This window comes from Paenibacillus sp. LjRoot153 (assembly GCF_964253085.1).
Taxonomy (GTDB): domain Bacteria; phylum Bacillota; class Bacilli; order Paenibacillales; family NBRC-103111; genus Paenibacillus_E.
Genome location: NZ_CAXUQH020000001.1, coordinates 1915182 through 1938045 on the forward strand (window position 1 = coordinate 1915182; position 22864 = coordinate 1938045).

Below are 22864 nucleotides of genomic sequence, written 5' to 3' on the forward strand. Positions count from 1 at the left end.
GTATCTCGGATTCATCGAGGTGTAACATATAGGAAAATCACAACACATGTGAAGGGGAGTTTAAAAATGAACGCAAAGCAACGGAAATGGTTTGGGATTTCAACTTCAGTAATTGTATTAGCAGGTATGTTATCAGCTTGTTCAAGTGCACCGAAAGAAGCTTCTTCAAGCACCACAGCAGGAGCCACCTCTAACGCAACTCCTGCTGTGAGTAAAGATCCCGTTACACTTAAGGTAGAAGTATTCGACAGGGGGAACGCGCCAGCAGGTGCAGGACCGGTTGACAACAACTTCTGGACACAGTGGATTCAGAAGAATTTCGGTGATCCGAACAATATTAAGTTGCAGTTCATTCCGGTTCCCCGCAACCAAGAGGTGGATAAGCTTAACATCCTCATGGCATCCGGCGATGCCCCTGATCTTGTGTTTACGTATGACACAACGACGATTAACAATTATGTGAAAAGCGGTGGCTTGACCGATCTCAGTTCGTTAATCGATGCCAATGGACCCAATCTGAAGAAGTTCCTTGGTACAGATGTTCTCTCCTATGGAATCTTCAGCGGCAAGCAATATGCGATCCCTGCAAAGAGAACACTGCAATATACCCAGTCCTCCTACATACGAAAGGATTGGTTAGATAAGCTGGGTATGCCGGTTCCGAAGACAACAGATGAATTTTACAAAACAATCAAAGCGTTTAAAGAGAAAGACCCTGGCCAAACAGGCGGCAAAGTAATCCCATACGATTTTAGTTCTCTCGACGGTACGGCGATTACAACGCCAGGCGTTTTAATCTCTTCGTTCGTTAAGAAATTGTCAGAAGAAGATAACTATGCCTTGTCGACGTCGAATTACATCCCAGAATTGCAAAAACCAGGTTACAAAGACGGCCTGCAGTTCTTGAATAAGATGAATAGTGAGGGCTTAATTAATCCAGACTTCGCACTTGATAAAGATGGAAAAAGCTTCGAGAAAGATGTTGCGAATGGTCTTGTAGGTGCATTTACTGCACTTGCTGCTCATCCAAACTTAATGGGTACTGGCAATGTATTCGATACGCTCAAAAAGAATGTACCAGGTGCCGAGTATGTCGCCATGGATCCATTTACGAACGAAGAGGGCAAATCAGTAAAAGGTATTTACGACCCGATTGGCGCATATATTATGGTTCCAAAAACGAGCAAGCACGCAGCTGAAGCAGTTAAATATTTGGATTGGATGTCAAAATCGGACGTATTGTTTACGCTTACGAATGGTATCGAAGGACAGCATTATACGTTAGAGAATGGGTTTCCGAAAACAATCACAACGGATGAGGCAAAGAAAACATTCTACAATAACACCGATATTGCTATTGTAATTAATGGTAAAGATTTTGGCTCCCAAGAAAAAAATATTGAAGCTACTTCTCTAGCGTTCCCTAACTATAAAGAACTAGCGAAGCAAACAATTAACAATGGTCTTAAAGACGGCTATACGATTCCACGTTTCGATCGTCCAATCGATTCCGAAATTAAATACGGAAAAACGCTTAAAGATAAGGCTCTTGAGGCTGTCGTAAAAAGTATCATGGCTAAGCCTGATGATTTTAACAAAACATTCGATGCAGGCGTTCAAGAGTATCTGAAAATTGGCGGTCAGACGGTAACAGATGAACGCAGAACTGCTTATAAGGATATGAAAAAGAAATAAATGGTTTAAGTAACCCCCATACTTTGTTTATGGGGGTTTTTGATATGTTAAAGAAAGATATGAGCAATAAGTGAAAGGACGTATTTCCAATTAATAATGTGGGAGGGACAACCAATGCGATATATGGAAAATTGAATATTTGCTAAAACAATAAAGACTAATTTACGTTGCTTCGTGTTCACAACCTCAAAGGGTTGCGGACAATAAGTAAAGTATAAATTCTTAAAGCCAAATAACTTTCGTGAATGATAGTGTACAATTATTAGAGAATTTATTGACCTAAAAAAGAGGTTATCCTACAAAAAAGTCGGATAACCTCTTTAATTTCATTCTTATTTACTTCTATAAAACTCAGATAAAATAAATTTTGCCCTCTTTATCTCCTCATTTGATTGACGCATGAGTAAATTAAGGACTTCTTGAAGATCCCTTTGTTTGCTTGTTTGACCTAAGTCAAGGCCAGCATATCTAAACAGTTCCTGAACATCAGTATTTAATGCTTCGGCCATTTTTTCGAGATTAAGTAAAGTGATGTTTTTTTCACCACGTTCAACAGCCCCTACGTAAGTAAAATGGAATCCAGACACCTCAGCTAATTGTTCCTGAGTTAAACCACGATCTTTACGAATATCTCTAACTCTAGCACCAACAATCTTTAAAATGTCGCCCATGTTAATTACACCTCATTAAAAGTGTAGACAATGGGTAGCAATTGAAACACAAACGTATAAATATTAAAAATAAAAATACTATTTATAAGTATAAAAACTATCGAATTTGATAATAACTATTAGTAGATTAATAGTAAAAAATTATTCAGAGAGGTGATTTTATTGAAAAAAATTTTTGCATTTGCCCTTGTTACACCAATGGGTATCTATTCCAATGATTTATTTTACACATGCTCAAAAGCGATTGAAGAACAGTGGTTTTATCGAGCAGCAATTTATGGAACATGGTTAGTCCCAGTTATATATTCAAAGGAGGAAATAGACAGCATCAAACTTGTGTATGAAGGAAAAATATTTATAGCAAATATCGTACCTGATGCTTTAAAGATATCGAGATTTAATATGCGATCTATTGAGAAAGGGAGAACTTCTTTAGGAGGTTCAAATTAATAATGAACTTTTTTCCAAACATTTATCCAGATGAAATACTTTATAGCATTTTAGCAAGATATCATCACTTAAGTGGTAATTTGAAAGTTGAAAAAACGATGTTCGATTTGTATGGTGTCAAATGCACCCAAATACTGGATTTCCCTAAGATCACGGATCGTTTAGTTAAAAACATTCCTGGTAAAAACAACTATAGCGAACAGAACTTTATTCGGAATCATTCATTACTTCCTTATTTTCTCCCCTTTTTAACCCCAAAAAGTAAGCAACAAGTGCTACAAATGATGGCATCAAATACCAGATATCATCTCATACATTCGCAAGTAGGATATATTGCAAAATCAAGTATAAGTAATCATTTGAAGTACTGTACATCCTGTTTAATTGAGGATTTGAATAAGAATGGTGAATCATACTGGCGAAGGACACATCAAGCCCCAGGAAATTTTTATTGTTTAGATCATCAAAGAATACTTTCTACTGGATGTGAAGCATGTGGATTCCATTTCAATACGAAATTAAGAAATAAGCTCTTTATTCTAAAACAATTTTGTCCTAATTGTGGGTCAGATTTAACCTTGCAAAATCAAAGTTGGAGTCCATTACTAAGTGAATATAAAACGGAACTAATTGAGATTAGTAATGAGATTAATTATTTATTTATTCAACAGGATATATGGTTAGATGAGTTATTTCCAAAATTACACAATCTATATGTTATGAAATTAATTGAGGCTAATTTCTATGAATTCAGCAACAAATTAAGGTTGCGCAAACTAATATATTTTTTTGAGAAATTTTATAGCAGATCGTTACTTAAGTTATTAGGATGTGATGCAGAAATAGGAGGTTGGTTGAGAGAATGCATTGATGGCGAATATGCAAGACACCCATTAAAACACATATTATTGATAAAGTTCTTGTTTGGTTCTTTAAACGGATTCAAATTACAACAAACTTCCCTAAATCTTAACACGATACAAAATGGCTCCAGACTTTCAAGCTCAGAAATTAAAATTGCAGCATAGAAAATTTAGAGTAATGAACATTAATAAAATTGAGATCGAATATATCTTAACAATCTACAATGTTGCAGGGAGGAGGCTTTAATGGAGGAATTGCTTAATGTCGTATCCGAAGGTATTAATAAAATAAACACAAACATTGCTAGAAATAAAAAATACTTCGATTATCCGTTTACAACAAATTGCGGGCATTTTTATAAATTATTACTTTTACATAGTCAGGTTGAATGTTGGGAGCAGTTTTTAAAATTACTAAATAAATTTAAAGGTGATAGAGATGTCACGTTTACCAAGCAGTGTGAAGAATTCGAAAAAAGAATTACAATTGAAAAGTCTATGGTTCCTGGATTTGTTACTCAAGATACATTGAACCAGATGATTGAATACATGCGAACACTCGAATGGAAAGTGGAGGAGCTGTTGAGAAAAGAAAGTCATGTCTTCTCAAAAGAAAGGAATGAATAAAATATATGCTTCTGGAAAAATTATCAAAATACAAAAGGTGTTACCGGAGGTTTGGATGCAATGGCAAAATTTAAGTATGCAGTTGATGAAGGCACGATAGAGAAGCGTTTAAAAGAAGGGAGAGGAAGTGGTACAGGCTCCGCATATATTCCATGGATACGTGTTCACGAAGTTCCTTCTATTGGGAAATCAAGTATTCGTAGCAGTTGGAAAACAGTGCGTGAACATCACTTCTTATCACTTTTAGAAGCGATGTACTTTTATTTATTGGAATGGGACGATAGTGTCGTCGATTCCAGAGAACAGTTCCCACTTCTACCTCGAGAAGAAACGCAGGCTATTGCAGCTGAGCTTGGTATTAAACACCCCGCTGATCCGAAAACCAAGATCGATATTGTTATGACCACTGATAATCTTATTACTCAAAAAATTGCTCATGGTCATGTCATTAAAGCTAGGTCTATTAAATATTATGAGGCGATAAACAAACGACGTACTGCAGAAAAACAATTAATTGAGAAGACTTATTGGTCAAGAAGAGGTGTGGAGTGGAATGTTGTAACTGAAAACTCCATTCATATTCCCTTAGTTCAAAATATTCAAATGTTGCATAAGTCAAAGAGCAGATTTGGTTTATTTCCTAATATTGATGATACGGTTTTGAATTCAATGGAGGACAAGCTAATGAAGCATTTGCCCGGAAATAATAAAGTTTTGGCGGACTTAACAGATGTTTTGGACAAAAATTACAATGTTCCAGTTGGTACAAGCATTACGCTTTTTAAGCATTTAATTGCAAACAAAAAACTAGCTATTGATATGAATCAGTTGTTTAATCCCTGTAAACAAGTCAAAATTTCACTTCCATTTTAAGGGGGAAATTGTATGCAATCTTTAGTTATAAACCAAGTGCTGCAATGGGCGCCATTTGAAGATAAGAACTCCGTGTTTGAACGCATCGTGGATATATCGCATCAACCGGATTTACTATTTGTTATTGATTTGAATAAGGATGAATTCCCGTTTGAACGATCGATCGAAGACGTAACAGCTGCTTTAGTTTTAGGAGAAGCGCGTATTGTGAAATACGTAACTGAAGCAGAAAAAATGAATTACGATTTATTGCCAGCCAAACGAAGAGCAGAGCTTGATGAAGCTTGGGATTTCCTTAAGGAATATGTTGAACACGAGCCATATATTTTCATGAGTGACTATCGTGGCCCAATGGTTAAAGAGTGTATGGAAAAATCATCATATTCGATGACTAAAGTACACAGACTTTTAAAAAGATATTGGAGGTCAGGAAAATTAAAGATAGGAATGCTTAATCGATACGATAAAAGTGGGGGGGCCGGAAGTAATAAATTAGCGACTCAAGATACGAAAAAAAGGGGCCGACCACGAAAAATCACAAAACTCGAACCCGAGAAGGTAGGAGTTAATACCGATGCTACCATACATAAGCACATGATGCTGGCTTATAGGCAATTCCATCTAAGAGAAAAACTTTCATTACGCGAATCATTTAAAAAGATGTTGCGCATATTTTTTGTTAGTCATTATGAAGAAGAAAACGGGAAGACAAAGCCTATTCTCTTGCCAGGAGAGCAAAGACCTGAGTTCAAAACGTATTATTATTATGTTGATAAAGCTAAAAAGTCTAACTTTATCGGGTCTTCACTAGAACTGATTGGTGAAAGAAGATTTAACTTGGATAAGAGAGCGAAAATTGGTAATCAGACTAAACAAGCCCTGGTTCCAGGTTCAATATTCCATATTGATTCCACAATTGCTGATTTATATTTGGCAAGTAGTTATCGAGAGTTCTTACCAATTGGGAGGCCAGTAATCTATAGTGTTATTGATTTGTTCAGTCATTATATTGCTGGAATTTATATTGGATATGAAAGGTCATATATAGGGGCTGCTATGGCAATATATAATACAGGTTCTTCAAAGGTTGACCTCTGTCAACGGAGCGGAATGAGTATTACACCAGAAGATTGGCCATTGGCTTGCTTACCGCGACAATTTACTGCAGACCGAGGAGAATTGCTAAATACGAAAACAACTGGACTTCGCACTTTACTTGGCATTGATCTTGAGTTAATGGCTCCATATCGAGCAGATTGGAAGGCATTAGTCGAAAGCTTTTTTAATGTCTATAATATCAGTGCAATTTCTCGGTTACCAGGAGAGGTTTCAATTGAAATGCGGCGTAGAGGAGATCCGGATTCAAGAACGAAAGCTACTTTAACACTCAGAGAGTTTTCACAGATCATCTACGATTTAGCTATCTGGCATAACAATTATCACTGGATGGACGGGTATAATCTTGATGAAGATATGATTGCTGATGGAGTTAAGCCAATTCCTCGTGACATTTTAGAATGGGGGATGAAACGAAAAGGGCACTGTTTCAGAAGTTTCGATGAAGAAACGCTAAAAATTAACTTGTTACCGACTGAAACAGGTAGAATTACGAATTTAGGTATAAAGTTTAAAGGTATCCACTACAAATGCGATCAAGCGATTCGTGAAGGATGGTTTGTGGATGGAAATCCTCGTATGGGAAATAAACTTAATATTGCGTATGATCCAAGGTTTACGGATAAAGTCATATTAAAAGGGGATAACGGTATTGGTTCTATACCACTGGAGATAGTTGATGCTAGTCATCATGCGATGCAAAAGTCTTGGGATGAATTCGAGCATATCGAAGAGGTGATAAGTCTCGAAAAAGAACTATATAGAGAAGTCGAAGAACAAGCTGAAGCAGAGCGAGGATATCGTAGGGATAATATTGTTGAAATGGCTAAAGCGATAAAACAGGATAGTGGTTTGAGCAATGCCAAATTAATAGATGGTATAGCGGATCGTACAGCATTAGAAAAAGAAATGCTACGTCGAACTGAGAATTTTTTCTATGAGGATGCAAATAATGAAATGCCTGAACATGTCCAAAATGACATTGCTTCACTCGATTCGAATGAATTGAAACCTGAAACGTCAAAAAAGCTGTCTTCAGGGAATTCAAGATTGCAAGCTTTATTTGCGGCACAAAATTAATAAGGTGGCGATGAAATTGGACATTATTCAAGAAAAACTCTCTTTCCTAAGAGGGGCAGATGTGAGTGCTTCCTATCGAAAAGCTGAAATAGCAAAGTATCGTAATAATCCATTGATCGAAGCGTTACAACCGATTCACGATGTTCCTAAAGTAATTAAGAAACTAACCAAGAAAGTTCCATTCCATATTCGTGATAGACAAAAAAACTCGACTCTGAGGCTGCACTGTATTTACGATCTTCCGCGGCTCGTACAACCACTTGAAAACCATCTTCGAATAGAGCAAAGCTTGTCTATTTTGATTCGTGATGGTTATGTCGATAGAAATCCACTCACTGTGAATGGTATTAGAATTCTAAATGAAGCTGCTGAGAATGTTGCTAAAGCAATGGAAGTTTATCAGCAATCAAAGCTAACATCTCAAACCGTGTCATTTGATAAAAAATCATATAAAACTTCAGGAGGGGGGTTGTCAATAATTGGAGTTTCGGGAATGGGGAAGACAACAGCAATTAATAACATTCTCATGACAATGTATCCAGCACAGGTTATTCGCCATAGTAATTACAAGGGTCAAAACATCAACTTTACACAAATTGCATGGTTGAAATTAGAATGTCCTCCAAAGGGGACAATTAAGGGATTATGTCTTAATTTCTTCCAAGTTCTTAAAGATCTCGTAGGGGATACTCATTACGATACTTTCGTAAAAAAGAGTACTGTTGATCAGATGATCCCTACTATGGCTCAATTATGCGCCACATATATGATAGGTGCATTAATTATCGATGAGATTCAGCATTTAAGTGGAAACTCGGATGAAGAAGAACATATGCTCAATTTTTTTGTTACGCTTAAAAATATGCTTGGGGTTCCAATTGTCCTAATTGGAACCAACAAGGCATGGGAGATGTTATCAAAAGAATTTAGACAACTCCGTAGAGCCTGTGAGCATTTTGGGGTAATCTTTTGGGAACGGATGGATTATCGCTCATTAGATACCCCAGTTGATTCCGAAGAGGGTCTTGAATGGAAACTTTTTTTAGGAGCTCTTTGGAAGTATCAATGGACGCGTCAACCGATTGAATTAAATGAAGCATTAAATCAAGTGATGTACGAATATTCGCAAGGTGTGACGGACATCGCGATTAAATTATTTATGATTGCTCAGTGGAGGGCAATTAACTTAAATGTTGAATCACTTACTTCTCAAATTTTTCAGGATGTATTTGAAAATGAATTATGTGCTTTAAAACCAGTGTTGCTGGCTCTTAAGCTAAATGAATATGCAAAACTTGAAGCAATGAAAGACATTTATATAAAAGATTTTAAAATTGATAAATTTTTCAATTCGGCATTAGCCGAGTTATCTAAGAGGCAGCTCAAAGCTACTAAAGCAGCATTGGAGAATAGTCCAAAGGATTCTATAGATATAGCGTATGAAGCAACAAAATGGCTAATGGAAGCGCAAATCCCAGCAAATCATGCGGAAATGATTGTAAAAGCATTGTTAGAGGAGAATAAAAATATATTGCTACCAGAGTTAAAAAGTTTAGCATTGCAATCATATGCTAAAGTAAAATTAAAGGTCGATCGTAAGCAAAGAGTTAGAAATAAAAGTGTTGTAGTAAATACAATTGACCAGACTGTGATTGATCTAAATAGAGATGTATTAGCAATACATAGTATTTAAAATGGGGGCATTACGAATGTCGTTAAATTAGGTCAATCGGAGATATCTGGTTGGCCTATTTATATGGTCAAAAGAAAATGCCGGTTTTATTTTGAAAAATATTGCCACGACAAAACCATAACCATATGTTCAAAGCCAAAGTGATTTTTTTGATTTGCTTATGAATTATACACATTTTTGAAGCTAAGGGATTCGACGCTGGGCAAAAATGGAATATTTTTTTCTGAAATGGGTAAATTAAAAAAAAGTACTAGTCTGGAGAATTTATGATAAAACTTAATCATTTTCCACCAACTCACCTTGATGAGGATTTTAGAAGTATATTTCTGAGATATGTTAAATTGACTGGAATAGCATTAGTAGATCTAAATTCGATATTCTTTGATTTAAACAGTCGGTCACTACCACTGATAAACCCTCAAAACATTAATAATATAAATGATAGTCTTCATGAGAATCTAAAAGTAGATACTAAAATTTTACTTGAAAATCATTCTTATGTAAGTGTTCTTAGGATGTTTTACAAGGATTCCCAGTCTATTTGCAATAACAGAGCAATACATTTTGGTAATGACAGAGTAGGGAAAAGAGTGCTTTCTCATGAAATTAGATATTGTCCTAATTGTATAAAACGAGATTATGAAGAAACTGGTGAGGTATATTTTAGAAGAAAACATCAGTTGAGTGATGTGGATTTTTGTCTAGAACATGGTTGTAAACTTATTTCAAAATGTCCGAATTGTATGATTGATTTAACCGATAGAAATGGAAGATGGTTACTTTCTACAATTTGTTGTTCGAAGTGTTTTAAACCAGTATATTTAGAGGAGGATATCTCACCATTATGGGTCCAACCCAATATAAGCATATTTAATATAATCTTAGATCAATTATTAGAGTTGTTTACAATGACCAATGAAGAGTATACAAGTTTGTATCTTAGAGGAAAATATTCGATTTATTTGGATCAATATCGTAAAAAAAACGGAGATGTAGTATTTGGATATTTATTCAAAAATTTGAATGAATACTATGGTCTTAACGTAGTTGATTTATTACGGTTTCAGGATGCTTATGCATTGAGTTATTTATTAGATTTTAGAATGTTTCATAGTACATACTACTTGAAAGAACATCTTCTACTTATGAAGTTCTTTTCAGGTTCAACTAGAAAGTTTTTAACAAAATTCAATGGGAGTTACAATTATATGTTAACGTGACTTTTCCGTTGACTATGTGACGATCAAGCTCTTATTGAGGGTGATGGTTAGTAGAATTTTTAATACATGATTTTTTTTATTAATAAAATGACCAAGACATCTAGGTAAATGTTCTTGGTCATTTTTGCGTCTAAATTTTTACAAAAGAATTGTTTTACAAAAGTGAACATCACTAATGAACTTTATTTTCCACTTTTGCAGAAGCAACTCTTGAAAAAATCATTTGACTAACGAACTTATTTTATTTTTAATAATTGTGAAAACCTTGGAATTACTGGACTTATACTAACGAACTTTATTTTCCTGAACCAGCGGCGCTTGACACTGATTTTCTCGCATGCTATAAGAGAGTAAATTCAAGAAGTGATGAGGTGTCCCATGCGTAAAGTATCGAATGAGCAACAATTTCAAGAACAAATTTCGCAATCCGGCGTGACAATAGCCATTTTCAAAACGACATGGTGTAAGGATTGCCATTATATTGACCCTTTTATGCCTGCAGTAGAGCAAGCTTATGAAGGCCGTCTCACCTTCATTGAACTGGATCGTGATGAATTCCCAGATCTGTGTGAACAATTGAACATCCTAGGCATCCCGAGTTTCATTGCTTTCCGAAACGGCCAAGAGGTCGTTCGTTTCGTCAGCAAACTGCGTAAAACCCGTGAGGAAATCGAACAATTCCTTGATCGTGCAATTGAAGTTTCGAACGCGCTAGCTCCTTAAATGAAGTAAGGCGTAAAGAACACCAGATGAAGTAAGCATACGTGACACCGTCGTCGGATCAATCCGATGGCGGTGTTTTTTGATTTCGCTAACGCACCTATCAAAGCACATGTCGCACTGAAAATAGTGTTTTCATCTAGTTTATCTAGAGTCACAAAACTCCCCGACCAGAACCTATTTAATCCGATATGACCGAATTAATTCCACTGTCCGAATCTTTAAAGCTCTATTAGTTCGAAATAGCCAAACTAAATCGCCCTAAACAACCTGTTCTCTAGGAAAATGGGGAAATAGTTCGGTGGAATCGGACTAAAGGTCTATTTCTTTAGCAATCCTCGTTTTAATTCGGGTGAAACAGTGGCGCAGGGAGTGGAGTTAGTCGAGATAATCGACTTAAAATGTGCGACGCATCATCAAAAGGGTAATCAGGCTCGGAATCGAGCCTTTTTTTCATTTCTAAATCCCACTTCCGAATAAATGCTTCCATACTACACACACTATAATGTTATTTCCAAGTGTTGGGCGACAAACCGATTCCCTGTGGTTTCGGAGCTTTGTAACAATTGCGAATGGAAATGCCATCATATTACAGCTATAATTGAAAGCGGAACTACAGTATTCGACATGATCCTCAGTAGATATGACATAAAGTAGGTGCAATCATGCAAAAATGGATCCAAAGATTAGCTAATTTATCAGCCATCGGCATGTTTCTTATTCTTGCTATGGGGGCCTTAGTAACCAAGGCTGACGCAGGTCGAGGCTGTGGAGACGAATGGCCGTTGTGCCATGGTAAATTCATTCCAGCACATACCATTTCTTCGTTTATCGAGTACAGTCATCGCTTAGTTGTAGGTGTTGTGACCATGATACTTGTTGCAACGTTTTACTTAGTCTTTCGCTATGTGAAGCGTAGAGATGCTAAATTCTTTATCACAGCAACAGTGGTCATGACCCTGATTCAAGCAGCAATGGGCGCTTTGGCCGTTGTTTGGCCGCAATCCTCTCTTGTCCTTGCACTTCATTTCGGATTATCCTTGCTCGCTTTTGCCTTCTCCCTGCTGCTTGCACTCGTGTTTACCCCGTGGGGACAATTTGTACGCACAACGCAGATTCATACTAGTTTTAAAGTGATCGTTTGGTTTACCGCTATTTACAGCTACGTAGTCGTTTATTTAGGAGCATTCGTGCGTCATACCGTTTCTTCAGGCGGCTGCTCGGGCTGGCCGTTATGTAATGGCGAAGTTATTCCAGAACTTAGCGGTGCAACAGGAATTGTATTTACACATCGGATTGCCGCTTTGCTGCTCTTTGTTTGTATTTTATTTCTCTACCTGCAAGCTCGACGTCATTATCAAAAGACGGACAAGCTTTGGTTCGGGAGCAAGTGGGCCCTTATTCTCGTTTCGCTTCAAGTGATTAGCGGCGCAGTCGTAACCTGGTCATTAGGGAATGAAGTCGCTTATTTATTTACAGGTATGATCCATGCTATTATTGTGGCTTGTATGTTTGGATTCTTATGTTATTTGTGTGTACTTACGCTATATGATCGCAAAGCCTAGCAGCATCATGCGGCACAGGCACAACAAGGCCTTCTAACGGAAGGCCATTTCCTTTTTCATCTCCAAAGAATGAGTAACTATTACATAGATAAAGGTGGAAGTTCCCATGGTGCCAACAAATCTTCGAGCGTTTCTAGAGATTTTACGACGCGAAAATGAATTGATCGAAATCTCGGCTCCCGTGGATCCGAATCTCGAGCTTGCCGAAATACATCGTCGTGTCATCGACGAGCAAGGGCCAGCTTTACTGTTCTCGAATGTAAAAGGCAGCGCATTCCCTGTCGTGTCGAACCTCTTCGGGACAACAAGAAGAGTGGATTTGGCTTTCGGTCCGAAGCCGGAGCAATTCATGAAAGCGGTTATCAACGCGACTAGCACGTTGATGCCCCCTACACCGAAAGCACTGTGGGGTGAAAGAGGTCTTATCCTCGACCTCATGAAAGTCGGGACGAAGAAGATCCAGCCGAATCAAGCGCCGATTCTCGGCGGCTTGAAGCAGGACAACCCGCTCGCAGGACTGCCTGTCCTGACGAGCTGGCAAGAAGACGGCGGCCCGTTCGTCACGCTGCCGCTCGTATACACCGAGCATCCCGACGGCGGTCATCATAACCTGGGCATGTATCGCATGCAGGTATATGATGACTTCACGACTGGGATGCACTGGCAAATCCACAAAGGCGGCGGCTTCCACTATCACGAAGCCGAGAAGCGCAACCAAGCGCTGCCCGTCACCGTGTTCCTGGGCGGCCCACCCGCGCTCATCGCCTCGGCGATTGCGCCGGTGCCCGAACACCTGCCCGAGCTGATGCTCGCTTCGCTCATCCTCGGGCAGAAGCTGCCCATGGTAGAGAATCCCCATGGGGGGCACCGCCTCGTAGCCGAGGCGGAGTTCGCGATATGCGGCTCCGTTCCGCCGCATCTTAGACGCCCCGAAGGGCCGTTCGGCGACCACTTCGGGTATTACTCACTCATCCATGATTTCCCCGTTTTCAACGTGAATCATGTGTGGCACCGCAAAGACGCGATCTATCCGGCGACGATCGTCGGCAAGCCCCGCCAAGAGGATTACTTCCTTGGCGAATTCTTGCAAAGATTGCTGGAGCCCGCGTTCCCAATGGCGATGCCAGGTGTGAAAGACCTGTGGACGTATGCCGAGACCGGGTTCCACCCGCTCGCAGCCGCTGTCGTCCGCGAAAGTTACAGCCGTGAGGCGCTCGGCACGGCGTTCCGGATCCTCGGCGAGGGGCAGCTATCCCTCACGAAGTTCTTGATCGTGACGGACCGTCCGACGACCTTAGCGAACTTTTCACAACTGTTAGAAACCGTATTAGAACGCTTCGATCCTGCTCGGGATCTGTTTATATTTAATAAAACATCGCATGATACATTGGATTATACCGGTGGTCAGCTCAATCACGGTTCGAAAGCCGTACTGCTCGGCACAGGCGACCCTGTACGCGAGCTGCCAAGGGCATACACAGAGGGCGAACTGCCTGAGATCCATGATATCGCTGTTTATTGCGGAGGTTGTCTGCTCGTCTCTGGCGCTTCCTATGCAGCGGAGCCAGAGCTGCCACAGCGTCTGCTTGCGAATGCAGCTGACCGATTGAAGCAATGGCCTATGGTTATCCTTGTTGATGATGCCAGTGCTATTGCGAATGACCAAACGAAATTCTTATGGACCGTGTTCACACGCTTTAACCCTGCAAGTGATATGTACGCGCAGTCCAGTGTGAACAGACATCATATTGCGTATGAAGTTCCGATTGTCATTGATGCTCGTATGAAACCTGGCTACCCCGATGAGCTGTTCCCTCGGGAAGATATTGTAGAACTCGTTAATCGCAGATGGAAGGAATACTTCGCGTGATGAATTCGGGACGTTTACGAGCCATTTATCCACATTTGGGATTTGTAGTGGTTTATCTACTTTGGGGGATTAATTTAGCTTCTCTCAAAATTGGGGGCAGAGAATGGGATAGTCTCGTCTTTAACGGGCTGCGCTTTGCGAGTATGATTCCGATCCTGTGGGTCTATACTTACTTTTATTATCGTTCTCGGTCACTTCGATTCCAAATTGCGGGTCGCGATCTTCTGCTCATCTGTGGGTTAGGGATACTCAATGCCGTAGGGATGGAAGCTCTGCTGCAATACGCGTTACAGTTTTCCAACGCTGCTAATGGTGCTGTACTTGGGCGAGGTTTTATGCCAGTTATTACAGTGCTTATTGCTGTCATGGCTAGGCAAGTGAAGATTACTTGGCGCATCCTAATCGAAATCCCGTTGGCGCTCGGCAGTGTGATCCTTATTGTCTCGGGGGGCGCCGATGGCTTTCACTTGGGTAGTGATACATTTCGCGGTGATATTCTGCTGCTTATGCGCAGTTTCATGGGAGCCATTTATCTCATTGGAATGAACCGATTAGTCGTGAAATATCCGCTTCCAATATTAATTTCACTTGAAATGACAGCTGGAGCCCTATCTTTATTACCGTTCGTGCTATTGCGTGCGGATGGTGCTTACTTCGCTGCGATCTCGCAGACGGGTTGGATTAGCTTAATCTATACCTCATTGCTGGCAACAGCGGTAGGTTTCTCGTTACACAATTGGAGTCTAGCCAAACTAGGGCCGTTCAAAGCATCGGCCTATGGTTATTTACTTCCTGTTACAGCTGCACTTGGAGGTTTTATTTTTCTAGGTGAATCGATCTCGTTAAGTCAGTATCTTGGAGGAGTAGGTGTGTTAGCCGCGATGTTTTTCGTGCAGCGTGATCGAACATCAAGCGCCAAAAGGGCACCTGTACCTGTACCAACGGCCACGACCTTCACGAAGTAACAGGGCTATTCTAGATCTCTTATTATTTTGATAAAAAGGGTGGTGAACTTATGCTTCGTGTGTTATTTAATGAGCCCAAACGTATCGACAGCGGACTCCTGCTGGAAGCTGGCGATGCAGTAAGAGCCTATATGAAACAGATCGCAACCGAGCAGAGCCACCTCACCACAGCACATTCGATTTTTCATCGGCAAGCGATTTGGAGCAAAGGTTTTATCGATGCCTTAGATGAGCTTGAACAAAGCAAATATTGCTGCGAGCGGTATGGCGAGCGTATTGTTAAAGGTTTTTTAGAAGAAATGACCCCTCAAGAAACAGCGGACTATCAACGTTTTGTGTATTTCTACAAAAATGCGTTCATCCGCCTATTTTCGATTTTAGATAAATTAGGGACCTTTATGAATGATCTCTTCGGGTTGAAAACCGAGACAGTGAAAACGCGATTTTCGTATTTCACCGTACTCCGCCATATGCATGATAAGCATATTCATGGCTCTTTAGAGCTGCAACTTTATACCCTTAAAATGACCTATAAAACACCGTTAGAACGTCTTCGTAATCTACGAAATATGGAAATGCATTATATTAATGCAGAGATGCTGGACGATCTTTTGCAAAAAGAACCGATGCTCGGTGAACGTATTCATATTGAGGATGTGAAACTGAATTTGTCCGATTTGCAGCAGGGATTTGACATGGTTTGCCGAACCTTAACAATAGCATTTACTTATATCACGGCATATGTGACAAAGGGGTAGGGGACCATGCCATTAAGAGGTCGAACAGTGCTTGTTACAGGCAGTGCCAAGGGTTTGGGCAAAATGACGGCATTGACTTTAGCCAAGAAGGGCTGCCAGGTTGCTGTGAATTATGTTACAAGCGAGAAGGAAGCTGCAGAACTCGTTCAGCAATTGACTGACATAGGCGTTCGCAGCATCGCTGTGCAAGGGGATGTAGCCAAGCGAGAGGATATTATCCGCATGGTTGAAGAAACGGTTTCGCAGTTGGGGCCGATAGATATACTAGTTAATAACGCAGGGCCTTTTGTTCGTGAACGTCGTTTTTTCGCTGACTACAGTATGGATGAAATTGACTATTTAATGCGAGGGAATCTGATAGGCGTGATGGAGTTAGATCATCTTGTGCTGCCTATGATGAGAGAGAGAAGATGGGGCCGTATCATCCATTTCGGTTTTGGGAAAGCGGCTGAAGCGAGGGGTTGGACGCACAGGGCTGCCTATGCGGCTGCCAAGGTAGGGTTAGTTTCCTTTACCAAAACATTAGCCGAAGAAGAGGCCGCACATGGTATCACGGTGAATATGATTTGTCCGGGCGATATTCGCGGGAAGAACAAAGAACGCACCATGGAAGAGGCACGCTTAGAAGTGGATGGAGAAACACCTGTTGGCAGACCGGGAACAGGGGAGGACGTAGCGCGCGTCATTGATTTCCTCTGCTCGCCTAACTCGGATTTCATAACCGGCAATATTATGGATATATCTGGCGCATTGGATCCTATTCAGCCGATACCCGTACTTAAACAACGCAAGTCCGAGTAGAACGCCATACAGCAAAAAGAGCTTACCATAGAGGTAAGCTCTTTCTTATGATATAGTCGTAATTAGAATACCTGTACGACTTCTGTTATGCCTTCTACCTCTTCAACCAATGCGCGCTCAATACCAGCCTTCAAAGTGATTGTTGAGCTTGGGCAGCTGCCGCAGGCACCCATAAGTTTAAGTTTTACGATTCCGTCTTCCACATCAACTAGATCGACGTCACCGCCATCGCGTTGTAGGAAAGGACGAAGTTTATCTAAAACCTCAAGAACTTCATCGTAAATCGCTTCTTTGGTTTTTTCTGTCATTTGATTCATCTCCTTTCTTTAACTATTATAGTACAATACGCTTTAAATGAAAATGGTTTAGGGCTTGAAACTATCAACATGGGGTGGAATTTTTAAATGCGACCAATTATAGAATTTTGTGCCAGCAATATGCACACAGGAACAGATAAAGTAATGAAAGATCTCGAGCAAAATCCGGAATTCGACGTCATGGAATACGGCTGTCTGGGCAACTGTGGGCAGTGCTACATGGAGCCTTACGCACTAGTCAACGGAGAGATCATTGCCGCGGAAAGCGCCGAGAGCCTCCATGTTCGTATTTTAGAAAAGATCAAAGAGATTGAGGCCATGTATGATTTGCTTAGTGAATAAGTCGATCTAGCTATCTTAACCGAAGTGGCGTTTGGATTTCCAAAGCACGCCGCTTTTCAACATACGAGCAATTTTTCCTGTCATTAACGTACGTTTTCCCATAATGCCGAAGCCGCTCTTTTTACCAAGTGAACCGAGTGTGCCTCGCAGCTTGATTTTGCCAAGTTTAGGTGTATCGCCTTTCCAAATCGCTTGAATCGCTTCGGCAATTTGCTTACCTTGCGCTTGTGCAGCTTGGGCACTTGGTGAAAACGGTAGGGACGCGCAGTCACCTACGACGAAAACTTCTTCAAAATCTGGAATTTGATGGTATTCATTTAAGAGGATACGTCCTTGACGATCTTTTGGTACATTCAAAGCTTCGACAATAGGCGTTGGTTGTATACCTGCTGTCCAAATTGTCGCATCTGTACGGATAATTTCATCTTGGTTGTACAAATCGCCGCCATCCAATCGAACTAGCGATACTTGAGTGCGCAACTCGATATGATGTTCAATCATCCATTCACGCACATACTGCTGCAGATTTGTAGGGAAAGCGGAGAGCAGACTTGGACCACGATCGATTAATCGGATATTCAAATCAGGGCGGCTCTCACGAAGCTCTGAAGCCATTTCTACGCCGCTAAGTCCTCCACCAATGATAGACACTTGTCCATATGGATTGATGTTATTTATTTTCTGATACGTTGCACGCGTTTGAGCCAGTGTCTGGATACTGGATGAAAACTCTCGAGCGCCAGTAATACCATGATAGCTGTCAACACACCCAAGTCCAATGACTAACCAGTCATAGGAGATGGGTTCTTTGTCGTGGAAGTTGATTTGTTTCGATTCGAGATTAACATCCGACACTTCTCCGTAAACAAGCTGAAGCCGCGCATCATCAGGATAAGATACACGAATATGCGTTTCAGCAATGGTACCGGAAGCTAGTGCATAATATTCCGTTTTGAGACCTTGGAATGGACTGCGATCAATCATAATAAGTTCGGTGTCGTCTGGTAAATCCTTTTCGAGCAAATTTAAAGCTACGGTCAGACCGCCATAGCCTCCTCCGAGAATGACAAACTTTTTCATAGCCAACCAATATCCCTTCTGAACGATGATCTATTCTCTATTACCTATTATCTCTCATACACTTTGATTTCATTATAAAAGGTGTCTCGCTCTACCGCGACGCGGCCCGCACCTTGAATGAGCCATACAATCTCATCGCGTGTTAAACCTTCTGGTGAAAGAGCGCCAGCAGCATGTGAGATTTTCTCTTTCACGATCGTGCCGTGAGCATCTGAAGCACCGAATGTGAAAGACAGTTGTGTAAGTTTCGTTCCGATATTGATGAAGTAAGCTTTAATGTGTGGGAAATTGTCCAACATTAGACGGCTAATCGCCATTGTTTTGAGTTCGTCCCAAGCGGGAACGAAACGTTTAAGACTTGCATTTTTGCTCGCTGGCTGAACAGAATTAGGAATGAACACAAGGAAACCGCCTGTTTCATCTTGCAGCTCGCGCAGCAACATCATATGGCGAATCCGTTCTTCTTTCGTTTCAATTGAACCATATAGCATGGTCGCATGCGTTTTCATCCCTAGGAGATGAGCTTGACGATGAACATCCAACCATTCTTCGGTGGAAGCTTTCTCGACCTTCATTTTCGTGCGGTAACGTTCAGTAAGAATTTCGGCTCCTCCACCAGGCAGTGTGGAAAGTCCAGCATCCATTAACGCCTTAAGTACATCTCGATAGCTGAGGCCGCTAATACGTGAGAAGAATTCGATCTCAGCAGCTGTATGAGCTTTAATTGTGACATCCGGATAAGCTTGCTTCAACCGACGAATACAATCAACGTAATACTCGAAAGGCAGATGGGGGTTATGCCCCTGACTAATATGGAATTCTTTAATTTCAGGGTTAAAATTCTCGGCAATATAATCTAACATCTGATCCGGCGTTAATGTGTAAGCACCTTCTTGACCTTCGTCGCGGCGGAAATGACAAAATGAACAGTGCTCCTCGCATACATTCGTGAAATATAAGCTCATATTTTGTACGAAATATACCTTGTTCCCATTCAACCGTGTATTTACTTTGTTAGCTAATTGACCAATGGTTAAAAGATCGTCAGATTCATATAAAAACAGTCCATCTTCCATGCTCAGACGTTCGCCGTTTTCAACCTTGTCAGCAATCTCAGCCATTCGTTTGATCGGGTCTACTGTCGTAATACTCATGCTCCATGCCTCCTATGAAAATATAATAAACCGCATAATGAAACGACGCAGCCAGCAGTTAGAACCAGGTGCGTTAGGTGGTGTGAGTTGCTCGCGTACCTGTCAACCAGTTCGGTTAAGGAATTCACACCTAGATTTATAACGATACGAGCTATCTATCCATCTTATTATAAACCTCCTACTTGGGAGGGGCAACATCAGAACGTTGAAGATAAATCGACAATCTTATCCATGTCCTATATTTTTTCGATGAAATTGGCGAAATGTTATTCCCAATATTAACAAATTCCTGTATACTATTGCAATGTGATTACGTAAGGGCTAAAGGTGATAATAATCGTGCTACCATTATTCGTGACCGAACCGCAGGAACGACTTCATATCAAAATTGAACAGCTTCGAGGCCAAATGGTTAGTTTGGGCACCTCGCATGGTTTTCTTCATCCTGACGTGCAGAAGTGCAGTCGAGATCTGGATCAATTGCTATTGCAGTACTATGCCACAAGACGTCCTAAACAGTGAACAGCTGCCCTTGAGCATCGGATGGATTAGGAGTATACTTATAGTAAGCACTTCGTTTACCAATGCCAGTTTTCCTTAATATATAGGGAGAAACCAAGGAGGGATTTCCATTATGATTAACATAAGTGAATCAGCTAGTGATAAGATTAAAGAGCTTTTGGCATCTGAAGAATCACCTAAGCTATTCTTACGCCTCGGCGTGAAAGCTGGTGGTTGTAGCGGCTTTTCGTATGGAATGGGCTTCGACGATGATCAAAAGTCTGACGATAAAGAATTTATCATTCACGGCGTGAAGGTTGTTGTGGATGAAGAGAGCGCTAAGTATTTATACGGCGTCCAAATTGACTTCGAAGACAAGGGTATGGGCGGCGGTTTCACCATCAACAACCCGAATGCAGTAGCTTCGTGTGGGTGTGGATCTTCTTTCAAACCAGCGGATTATGAAGGAACACCTGAGCCTTGCGATGATAAGGTTGAGGCTTAAATCCTATGTGAATTGAACCTTCTGAACTTGTGTGTGATGTAAAACACATGAGTTCAGAAGGTTTTTTTGTTTTTATATCAACGGCTATTCGATTAGATCTTGAGCCACCAAACTCCAGCACACTCAGGCAACACAATCAACTGCTCACTGACAACCTTGTTGGCTATCACGTCTCCAAAGAAAAATCGTGTAAGCGTCTCGGCTTCATCTACACTCTCAAACGTATAATCGGTCCGTATCCATGTATGAGAAAAACCATATTCGGACTCAAGAAGCTTATAATAATTTACCAAGAAATTAGGCGGATTGGGTGTTTCGGAGCCAGTCCCGAAGTTCTCGATAATAATGACCGTACCACCTGGACGTAGAACTCTTCTGATTTCGCCTATAATTTGATGAATATTGGCTTCCCAATGATCGACATCAGAATTTGCAAGATAGCATATACTCCATCCGGATACGATTACATCTGCTCGATGATCTTTGATAGGTAATTGCCTGTGGTCAGCAACTTGTATCCTCCAATTGTGCAGATCTGATTGCCTAAGATGATCTGCGGTAATTTGCAGCATAGATTCGGATTCATCTAAAGCTACAATGGACTTTGCGTGTGGCGCGAGAATACGGGTTAATCTACCAGCACCAGCTCCCATGTCTATGATGTCTAGACCTTCAACGGGGATGATGGCTTGAATGGTTTCATATAAGCTTGCTTGTTTGGAAACAAGTCGTTCATACATGTCTGCTTGATTGGCATAAATGTCTGCATGATTAGGCATTTGATTATTTCCTCCTTAGGGTAATGTTAGACATTGATATCGTAATGTGTAACGTAAGGAGAAGGTCAAGACGTCGTTTATTAGGGTTGAATGGGAACCGCATATACGATATGCAGCAAATCGTTGAGTTTCGTATGTTTGGTGATATAACCATTGTCGTCAAACCAAGTTAGCAGGGAAGAGCAGATGGCATAATGCTTATCTTGTATAGTTGTGAGGAGATCTGTTCGCCCGTTCTCTTGGAGTTCTTTCATGTATTGTTCTTGTGCAGATTCATTCTCGAACATTAAATCTACTATGCAAATTCTTCCGTGAGACTTAAGTACGCGGCGCATTTCATCGAGAGCCAGCAGCTGCTGTTCGTTAGAAATATGGTGAAAAGCAAACGAAGTAACGACAAAATCAAATTGGTTATCCATGTAGGGGATGGTCAGGAAATTCCCGAGTTTAATGTCCATTTGCGGATGTTTACTTTGACATTGTTTCATCATTTCTTTGGATTGGTCTACCCCAGCCATGTGAATACCATTTCGCAGAAATCGTTGGGCTAAATTACCTGTGCCTGTGCCAATATCGAGCCCTTTTTCCCCAACCCTTGGTTTTACCCATTGAAGTGTTAGATCAAGTACTTCCTCGTATCCTTTATACTCGTTATCATTATGTAAAACCCGTTCGTCATGAGTTAAGGCTTGTTGATCAAAGTTCCAAGTATCCTTCCAATTTTTGCGCATTTCTCGAAGTCGTTTAGAACCCTCGGCGAGTGTGAAAATATCATCTATCGGAAGTGAGTTGTTCTGTTTCAGAAGGTCAATCATGGTATCCGTCGTTTCAATAATTTGTTTGAACTCCAGCCATTGCGCAAAAACAACAGAACGTTGTATTTCTAAATAGTATTGAAGCTGCTCTTTATCTTCTGCATCAACTTCTGGTAATGCTTTTTGAATATCGGCAACGGACATGCCTGATTCCCTAAGCGAAATAATCGTTTGCAGTCGCCATATTTCTTTTTCTGTAAACGTTCTATATAAATTATTTTCCTGCTTGGACGGTGAAATGAGCCCTTTATCTTCATAGAAGCGGATGGCCCTTGGAGAAATATTCAATTTGCTTGCAACATCTTTAATTTGCATGATTTCACCCTTTCTCTCACTTTAAATAAACATTAACGTAAGGGAAAAGTAAAGTGAGAAATAGTGTTGAATAGCTAGATAGGAGTCGT

General features: G+C 40.6%; 23 protein-coding genes. 17 read left to right on the plus strand and 6 right to left on the minus strand.

What is annotated here, in order from left to right:
• Positions 1-66: 66 nt before the first annotated feature.
• The gene (locus tag ACSQ8P_RS08395; RefSeq protein ID WP_436234764.1) at positions 67-1695 is read left to right on the plus strand and encodes an extracellular solute-binding protein; all 1629 of its coding nucleotides are present in this window, start codon (positions 67-69) and stop codon (positions 1693-1695) included.
• A gap of 332 nt (positions 1696-2027) precedes the next feature.
• Here the strand turns inward: ACSQ8P_RS08395 and ACSQ8P_RS08400 are convergent, their stop codons facing one another.
• Positions 2028-2366: a helix-turn-helix domain-containing protein gene (locus ACSQ8P_RS08400; protein ID WP_057313124.1), complete on the minus strand. Its 339-nt coding sequence runs from the start codon at positions 2364-2366 to the stop codon at positions 2028-2030.
• 162 nt (positions 2367-2528) lie between these two features.
• Between ACSQ8P_RS08400 and ACSQ8P_RS08405 the strand changes: the two genes are divergently transcribed.
• The 13 genes from ACSQ8P_RS08405 (at position 2529) to ACSQ8P_RS08465 (ending at position 16967) form a co-directional block, all read left to right on the plus strand.
• Positions 2529-2816, plus strand: a complete 288-nt coding sequence (locus ACSQ8P_RS08405) for a hypothetical protein (protein ID WP_057313123.1) — start codon at positions 2529-2531, stop codon at positions 2814-2816.
• A 2-nt stretch (positions 2817-2818) separates the two neighbouring features.
• On the plus strand, positions 2819-3844 hold the full coding sequence (locus tag ACSQ8P_RS08410) for a TnsD family Tn7-like transposition protein (protein WP_436234765.1): 1026 nt from the start codon (positions 2819-2821) through the stop codon (positions 3842-3844).
• Between the two features lie 81 nt (positions 3845-3925).
• On the plus strand, positions 3926-4306 hold the full coding sequence (locus tag ACSQ8P_RS08415) for a hypothetical protein (RefSeq protein ID WP_436234766.1): 381 nt from the start codon (positions 3926-3928) through the stop codon (positions 4304-4306).
• Between the two features lie 60 nt (positions 4307-4366).
• Positions 4367-5179, plus strand: coding sequence for a TnsA endonuclease N-terminal domain-containing protein (locus ACSQ8P_RS08420; RefSeq protein WP_436234767.1), 813 nt, complete (start codon positions 4367-4369; stop codon positions 5177-5179).
• Positions 5180-5191: 12 nt separating this feature from the next.
• Positions 5192-7375, plus strand: coding sequence for a Mu transposase C-terminal domain-containing protein (locus ACSQ8P_RS08425; protein WP_436234768.1), 2184 nt, complete (start codon positions 5192-5194; stop codon positions 7373-7375).
• A gap of 16 nt (positions 7376-7391) precedes the next feature.
• Entirely contained in the window at positions 7392-9068 is a 1677-nt protein-coding gene (locus ACSQ8P_RS08430) for an ATP-binding protein (RefSeq protein ID WP_436234769.1), read from the plus strand.
• A gap of 266 nt (positions 9069-9334) precedes the next feature.
• Entirely contained in the window at positions 9335-10288 is a 954-nt protein-coding gene (locus ACSQ8P_RS08435) for a TniQ family protein (RefSeq protein WP_436234770.1), read from the plus strand.
• Positions 10289-10666: 378 nt separating this feature from the next.
• Complete coding sequence (locus ACSQ8P_RS08440; protein ID WP_436234771.1) at positions 10667-11011, plus strand: thioredoxin family protein; 345 nt, start codon at positions 10667-10669, stop codon at positions 11009-11011.
• A 662-nt stretch (positions 11012-11673) separates the two neighbouring features.
• The gene (locus ACSQ8P_RS08445; protein ID WP_436234772.1) at positions 11674-12573 is read left to right on the plus strand and encodes a COX15/CtaA family protein; all 900 of its coding nucleotides are present in this window, start codon (positions 11674-11676) and stop codon (positions 12571-12573) included.
• Between the two features lie 106 nt (positions 12574-12679).
• Positions 12680-14443: a UbiD family decarboxylase gene (locus ACSQ8P_RS08450; protein ID WP_436234773.1), complete on the plus strand. Its 1764-nt coding sequence runs from the start codon at positions 12680-12682 to the stop codon at positions 14441-14443.
• A complete protein-coding gene (locus ACSQ8P_RS08455) occupies positions 14443-15408 on the plus strand; it encodes a DMT family transporter (RefSeq protein WP_436234774.1) in 966 nt (321 codons plus the stop codon). Before ACSQ8P_RS08450 ends, ACSQ8P_RS08455 begins: the two co-directional genes overlap by 1 nt.
• 50 nt (positions 15409-15458) lie before the next feature.
• Entirely contained in the window at positions 15459-16166 is a 708-nt protein-coding gene (locus ACSQ8P_RS08460; RefSeq protein WP_436234775.1) for a Cthe_2314 family HEPN domain-containing protein, read from the plus strand.
• A 6-nt stretch (positions 16167-16172) separates the two neighbouring features.
• Positions 16173-16967, plus strand: a complete 795-nt coding sequence (locus tag ACSQ8P_RS08465) for an SDR family oxidoreductase (protein WP_436234776.1) — start codon at positions 16173-16175, stop codon at positions 16965-16967.
• Positions 16968-17029: 62 nt separating this feature from the next.
• Here the strand turns inward: ACSQ8P_RS08465 and ACSQ8P_RS08470 are convergent, their stop codons facing one another.
• Positions 17030-17275 carry a NifU family protein gene (locus ACSQ8P_RS08470; protein ID WP_028558591.1) on the minus strand — a complete coding sequence of 82 codons (246 nt, stop codon included), beginning with the start codon at positions 17273-17275 and terminating at the stop codon, positions 17030-17032.
• Between the two features lie 96 nt (positions 17276-17371).
• Between ACSQ8P_RS08470 and ACSQ8P_RS08475 the strand changes: the two genes are divergently transcribed.
• On the plus strand, positions 17372-17626 hold the full coding sequence (locus ACSQ8P_RS08475) for a YuzB family protein (protein ID WP_436234777.1): 255 nt from the start codon (positions 17372-17374) through the stop codon (positions 17624-17626).
• A gap of 15 nt (positions 17627-17641) precedes the next feature.
• Here ACSQ8P_RS08475 and ACSQ8P_RS08480 read toward each other — a convergent pair whose 3' ends face one another.
• Together ACSQ8P_RS08480 and mqnE are read right to left on the minus strand one after the other, a co-directional pair.
• A complete protein-coding gene (locus ACSQ8P_RS08480) occupies positions 17642-18706 on the minus strand; it encodes an NAD(P)/FAD-dependent oxidoreductase (protein ID WP_436239481.1) in 1065 nt (354 codons plus the stop codon).
• Between the two features lie 47 nt (positions 18707-18753).
• Positions 18754-19860 carry an aminofutalosine synthase MqnE gene (gene mqnE / locus ACSQ8P_RS08485; protein WP_436234778.1) on the minus strand — a complete coding sequence of 369 codons (1107 nt, stop codon included), beginning with the start codon at positions 19858-19860 and terminating at the stop codon, positions 18754-18756.
• Between the two features lie 339 nt (positions 19861-20199).
• Between mqnE and ACSQ8P_RS08490 the strand changes: the two genes are divergently transcribed.
• Together ACSQ8P_RS08490 and ACSQ8P_RS08495 are read left to right on the plus strand one after the other, a co-directional pair.
• Positions 20200-20382 carry an aspartyl-phosphate phosphatase Spo0E family protein gene (locus ACSQ8P_RS08490; RefSeq protein WP_436234779.1) on the plus strand — a complete coding sequence of 61 codons (183 nt, stop codon included), beginning with the start codon at positions 20200-20202 and terminating at the stop codon, positions 20380-20382.
• Positions 20383-20494: 112 nt separating this feature from the next.
• Positions 20495-20866: a HesB/IscA family protein gene (locus ACSQ8P_RS08495; RefSeq protein ID WP_436234780.1), complete on the plus strand. Its 372-nt coding sequence runs from the start codon at positions 20495-20497 to the stop codon at positions 20864-20866.
• Between the two features lie 92 nt (positions 20867-20958).
• Here the strand turns inward: ACSQ8P_RS08495 and ACSQ8P_RS08500 are convergent, their stop codons facing one another.
• Entirely contained in the window at positions 20959-21645 is a 687-nt protein-coding gene (locus ACSQ8P_RS08500; protein ID WP_436234781.1) for a class I SAM-dependent methyltransferase, read from the minus strand.
• An 80-nt stretch (positions 21646-21725) separates the two neighbouring features.
• Positions 21726-22775: a MerR family transcriptional regulator gene (locus ACSQ8P_RS08505; protein WP_436234782.1), complete on the minus strand. Its 1050-nt coding sequence runs from the start codon at positions 22773-22775 to the stop codon at positions 21726-21728.
• Positions 22776-22864: the final 89 nt, after the last annotated feature.